The 5,189-nt window shown below is 60.7% G+C and carries 5 protein-coding genes and 1 pseudogene; 5 read left to right on the top strand and 1 reads right to left on the bottom strand.

Going from position 1 to position 5,189, the window contains the following annotated elements:
• A pseudogene (locus L9Z73_RS31350) lies at positions 1-122 on the bottom strand (serine O-acetyltransferase EpsC); the annotation flags it as partial.
• A 166-nt stretch (positions 123-288) separates the two neighbouring features.
• Between L9Z73_RS31350 and L9Z73_RS24720 the strand changes: the two are divergent.
• The 5 genes from L9Z73_RS24720 to L9Z73_RS24700 all read left to right on the top strand — a co-directional run bounded on the left by L9Z73_RS24720 (position 289) and on the right by L9Z73_RS24700 (position 4,869).
• Positions 289-1,284, top strand: coding sequence for a D-cysteine desulfhydrase (locus L9Z73_RS24720; protein ID WP_247406665.1), 996 nt, complete (start codon positions 289-291; stop codon positions 1,282-1,284).
• Between the two features lie 309 nt (positions 1,285-1,593).
• Complete coding sequence (gene tcyJ / locus L9Z73_RS24715) at positions 1,594-2,388, top strand: cystine ABC transporter substrate-binding protein (protein WP_017848587.1); 795 nt, start codon at positions 1,594-1,596, stop codon at positions 2,386-2,388.
• Positions 2,388-3,053 carry a cystine ABC transporter permease gene (gene tcyL / locus L9Z73_RS24710; protein ID WP_247406664.1) on the top strand — a complete coding sequence of 222 codons (666 nt, stop codon included), beginning with the start codon at positions 2,388-2,390 and terminating at the stop codon, positions 3,051-3,053. Before tcyJ ends, tcyL begins: the two co-directional genes overlap by 1 nt.
• 3 nt (positions 3,054-3,056) lie before the next feature.
• Positions 3,057-3,803 carry an L-cystine ABC transporter ATP-binding protein TcyN gene (gene tcyN, locus L9Z73_RS24705; protein WP_247406662.1) on the top strand — a complete coding sequence of 249 codons (747 nt, stop codon included), beginning with the start codon at positions 3,057-3,059 and terminating at the stop codon, positions 3,801-3,803.
• Between the two features lie 301 nt (positions 3,804-4,104).
• Positions 4,105-4,869 carry a hypothetical protein gene (locus tag L9Z73_RS24700; RefSeq protein WP_247406661.1) on the top strand — a complete coding sequence of 255 codons (765 nt, stop codon included), beginning with the start codon at positions 4,105-4,107 and terminating at the stop codon, positions 4,867-4,869.
• Positions 4,870-5,189: the final 320 nt, after the last annotated feature.

Raw genomic sequence — 5,189 nt, 5'->3', positions numbered from 1 at the left:
GGCAACTCGCGACCGCCGTGCTCGCCACTCATGCGGCCATTGCGCGTTCGCCATTGGTCCCGCGCGCTGCGCAGTTGGCTGACGATGGTGGGTAATTGCCAATGACTGGAACGCTCACTCACGGTATTCACTCCTGACAAAATGGCCATCACTTTACGATAGGCACCCCGGCCGCCCTTAAGAACCAATGGTGCAATGCTAAGAACCATCGAGCATAAGCGATTGGCGGTTGCCCGATGAAAAGTGCCTGCCTATAGTCGCCCCATCACTTAGCCACCGTGCGTAGCCATGATCAAACAACAGCTCGACCGCTTTAACCGTCTGGAACTGCTGGGCGGCGCCACCGCCCTGGAAAAACTCGAGCGGCTGTCGACCTGGCTGGGCAGGGATATCTACGTCAAGCGCGACGACACCACGCCGCTGGCCATGGGCGGCAACAAGCTGCGCAAACTCGAATACCTGGCGGCCGATGCCATCGCCCAGGGCGCCGACACCCTGGTGACCGCCGGCGCCATCCAGTCCAACCACGTGCGCCAGACCGCAGCCCTGGCCGCCAAGCTGGGCCTGGGCTGCGTCGCCCTGCTGGAAAACCCCACCGGCACCGAAGACCCCAACTATCTTGGCAACGGCAACCGTCTGCTGCTGGAGCTGTTCGACGCCAAGGTCGAGTTGGTGGAGAACCTCGACAACGTCGACGACCAGCTCAACGCCATCGCCGATCGCCTGCGCAGCAACGGCAAGAAGCCGTATCTGGTGCCCATCGGCGGCTCCAATGCGCTCGGCGCCCTGGGCTATGTGCGGGCCGGGTTGGAACTGGCCGCGCAGATCGAAGACAGCGGGATTGAATTTGCTGCCGTGGTCTTGGCCTCGGGCAGTGCGGGCACCCACAGCGGCCTGGCCCTGGCGTTGAGCGAAGTGCTGCCGCAGTTGCCAGTGATCGGCATCACCGTATCGCGCACTGAAGAAGCGCAGTTCCCAAAAGTGCAGGGCCTGGCCGAACGCACCGCCGCGTTGCTCGGTGTGGACATCCCCGAGGCCTTCAAGGTGATCCTGTGGGACGAATACTTCGGCCCGCGTTATGGCGAACCGAACGCCGGCACCCTTTCAGCGGTCAAGCTATTGGCGAGCCAGGAAGGCTTGCTGCTGGACCCGGTCTACACGGGCAAGGCAATGGCCGGCTTGCTGGATGGTATCGGGCGTCAGCGCTTTGAGGATGGCCCGATTATTTTCCTGCATACCGGTGGCGCGCCGGCGTTGTTTGCCTACAACGCCGTATTTAACTGAATAAACAGGGATCAAAATGCGGGAGGGGCGGTGCGACGATTCGACTTGCCCCCGATAGCGGTGGGTCAGTGATACATGCATAAAGTGACACTGCCCTATCGGGGGCAAGTCGAATCGTCGCACCGCCCCTCCCACATTAAACTCATTGTATATTCTAAAATAGAATATCAATTTAGATTTATATTATTTTCAAGTCTTAAAAACCGGCTTTATCATCGCGCCGTAGGCGAAGACGCGCTACGCGCTTTAAGGCAGGATACGACTACCGCGTCACCTGCTTCGCTCAACATAAAAACACAGGGGCTCTTCATGACTATTTCTGTATTCCGTCGCACATTGCTGGTCGGCACACTGGGCCTGGCCCTCGGCGCTGGTTGGTTGGGCCAGGCCGTGGCCGGCGAACAGCTGGGCAACATCAAGAAAGCCGGTGAGATCAAGATCGGTCTCGAAGGCACCTACCCACCGTTCAGCTTTGTCGACGAAAGCGGCAAGCTCAGCGGTTTCGAGGTCGAGTTGTCCGAGGCGCTGGCCAAGGAGCTGGGCGTCAAGGTCAAACTGCAAGCCACGCCATGGGACGGTATCCTCGCCGCCCTGGAATCCAAGCGCCTGGATGCAGTCGTCAACCAAGTGACCATCTCCGAAGAGCGCAAGAAGAAGTACGACTTCTCCAAGCCTTACACCGTCTCCGGTATCCAGGCCCTGACCCTGGCCAAAAACGTCGACACCATCAAGACCGCCGACGACCTGGCCGGCAAGAAAGTCGGCGTGGGCCTGGGCACCAACTACGAACAATGGCTCAAGGACAATCAGCCCAAAGCCATCATCAAGACCTATAACGATGACCCCACCAAGTTCCAGGACCTGCGCATCGGCCGCATCGACGCGATTCTGATCGACCGCCTCGCCGCGCTGGAATACGCCAAGAAGGCCAAGGACACCGCCGCTGCCGGCGACGCCTTCTCCCGCCAGGAAGCCGGTATTGCCCTGCGCAAAGGCGAGCCTGAATTGCTCGAAGCCGTGAACAAGGCGCTCGACAAACTGCGCGCCGACGGCACCTTGAAGAAGCTGTCCGAGAAGTACTTCAACGCTGACGTCACTCAATAATGGAAGCAGGTTTCCAACTCGCGCTGGACTCCGCGCCCTTTCTGCTCAAGGGCGCGTATTTCACGGTAATCCTCAGCCTCGGCGGGATGTTTTTTGGCTTGCTGCTGGGCTTCGGCCTGGCCTTGATGCGCCTGTCGCGCTTCATGCTGCTGCGCTGGATGGCTCGCGTCTACGTGTCGTTCTTTCGCGGTACGCCCCTGCTGGTGCAGCTGTTCCTGATCTACTACGGCTTGCCGCAAGTGGGCATCGAGCTGGACCCGATCCCGGCCGCCATGATCGGCTTTTCGCTGAACATGGCCGCCTACGCCTGTGAAATCCTGCGGGCCGCCATCTCGTCCATCGAGCGCGGCCAGTGGGAAGCCGCGGCCAGTATCGGCATGACCCGCGCGCAGACCCTGCGCCGGGCCATCCTGCCGCAAGCGATGCGTACCGCATTGCCGCCGCTGGGCAACAGCTTTATTTCGCTGGTCAAGGACACGGCGCTGGCCGCCACCATCCAGGTGCCCGAGCTGTTCCGCCAGGCGCAACTGGTGTCGGCGCGTACCTTCGAAATCTTCACCATGTATCTGTCCGCTGCCCTGATCTACTGGGTCCTGGCAAGTATCCTGGCGTATTTTCAAAATCGTCTGGAAGACCGGGTCAACCGGCATGACCTGGAGTCTTGAAGCATGATCGTGGTTGAAAAACTGACCAAACAATTCAACGGCCAGGTGGTGCTCAACGGCATCGACCTGGAGGTCAAGGAAGGCGAAGTCGTCGCCATCATCGGCCCCAGCGGCTCCGGCAAGACCACCTTCCTGCGCTGCCTGAACTTCCTCGAAACCCCCACCAGCGGTCGCATCAAAGTCGGTGACATCGAGATCGACAGCAGCAAGCCGCTCAACCAACAACAAGGCCTGGTGCGGCGCCTGCGCCAGCACGTGGGTTTTGTGTTCCAGAACTTCAACCTGTTCCCGCACCGCACCGCGCTGGAAAACGTCATCGAAGGACCAATCGTGGTCAAGAAGATGCCCCGCGAGGCGGCAACCGCCCTGGGCCGCAAGCTGTTGGCGCGGGTCGGCCTGGCCGGTAAGGAAGACGCCTACCCGCGGCGCCTGTCCGGTGGTCAGCAACAGCGCGTGGCGATTGCCCGGGCGTTGGCCATGGAGCCGGAGGTGATTCTGTTCGACGAACCCACCTCGGCCCTCGACCCGGAACTGGTGGGCGAAGTGCTGGCGACCATTCGCAGCCTCGCCGAAGAAAACCGCACCATGGTGATCGTCACCCACGAAATGAGTTTTGCCCGGGATGTCGCCAACCGGGTGATCTTCTTCGACAAGGGAGTGATCGTTGAACAAGGTGAGGCCAAGGCGTTGTTCGCCAACCCCAAGGAAGAACGCACGAAGCAGTTCCTAAGCAAGTTTCTCGCGCATTAACGCAGCGCAACGCGAGTGTGGGAGCCCGCTCCCACCCTACAAGAACGCCCGGCCCGCCTAAGTAAAACAACCCCCGCACTGCCCTTAAAACGCCCCCTCCCGGTCAGACCGTTCTGAATCTTCCCAAACCCGCCGTTTAGCCTTTTGCCGCCATTGACGCCCTCCGGCCAACGCTCTTATCTAGCGCCCAGAGGATTGGATCCTATCCCGGCTTTTCACTGAATCGTTCCTTTCGGCCCCCGTCGCGCTCCCGCGCCAAGGGACCGGAACGATTGCTGCTGGCTGCATCAAGGAGATTACTATGACGCGCACCGCAACCCCGGCCCTGCTCACTGCCCCGACCCTGCCCCAGGCGCTTCGCAATGGCATCAATGCCCTGGCGGCGACACAACTGCAAGTTAGCATCGCGCCCTACCCCGGCATGGATGAGGGTGACCTGATCGAGCTGTTCTGGAACAACTGCTTTGCCGACTCACGGCGCGTCACCGCGTGCAAGGTCGGCACCGCCACCCAACTGCGGGTGCCGGAAAGTTTTGTGCAGGACGGCCATGCGCAGGTTCACTACCAGGTCATGCAGATCGGCCACGGCCCCGCGCGCTCAGCCGTGACCACGGTGCGGGTCAAGACCAACTACCCCGGCGGCCAACCGAGCACGCTGTACCGCGACGAAAACCAGAACCTCGCCCCTGTGGGCCTGCCCGATATGATTCGTCGCTACGGCGTCAACAGCAGCCAGGTGCGGCGCGGCATTCCGCTGACCATCGAACCCTACCTGAACATGACCAGCGGCGACGCCATCACTCTGCGCTGGGGCGATGTGCGCCTGGACCTGCCGAAAATCCAGGCCAAAACCGTCGGTATTGCGGTGCAGGTGTGGGTGCCCTCGGCGATCATTATCGAAGCGGGCGACGACAGCCGGCTGGAGGTCACGTACTGCATTCTCGATCGCGTGGGCAATAACTCACGCTGGGCGCCGGCCCGCACATTGCGCATCGCCGCCCATGTGCCAGCGGCACCGAAGCGCCCGGCCAGCACCGCGCCGGTCTATCAACCGCGTCGCCCCTGAAACGTGGGTAACGGCCCTTCTATGCATATTCCTAAAAGTTAGTTTATTTATAAATTTAACACGCTTAGGGTATATGCACCGGACCACCGGACATTCCTGATTTTTTTGTTTTCATTTCATTGAATGCGAGGTCGGTATGGTCAGAATTACCCCGGTGCAGAACGCCAGGGCATTACGTGCAGCCAAGGAGCGGCGCTGATGTCTAACTTGGCTCTAACACCCCCCCAGAGTGATCTGGACGTAGCCCTGTTCTCCTGGGCCGGGCTGGGGGTGACGGTGGAGCAGGTGTTGATCGGCATGTCGCTGGGCATGGTGATGCG

The sequence above is a fragment of the Pseudomonas emilianonis genome, from assembly GCF_023072625.1.
In the GTDB taxonomy this organism is placed as follows: Bacteria; Pseudomonadota; Gammaproteobacteria; order Pseudomonadales; family Pseudomonadaceae; genus Aquipseudomonas; species Aquipseudomonas paraveronii.
The sequence above is the reverse complement of the archived record's forward strand: the minus strand, read 5'-3'. Positions and strand labels throughout refer to the sequence as shown.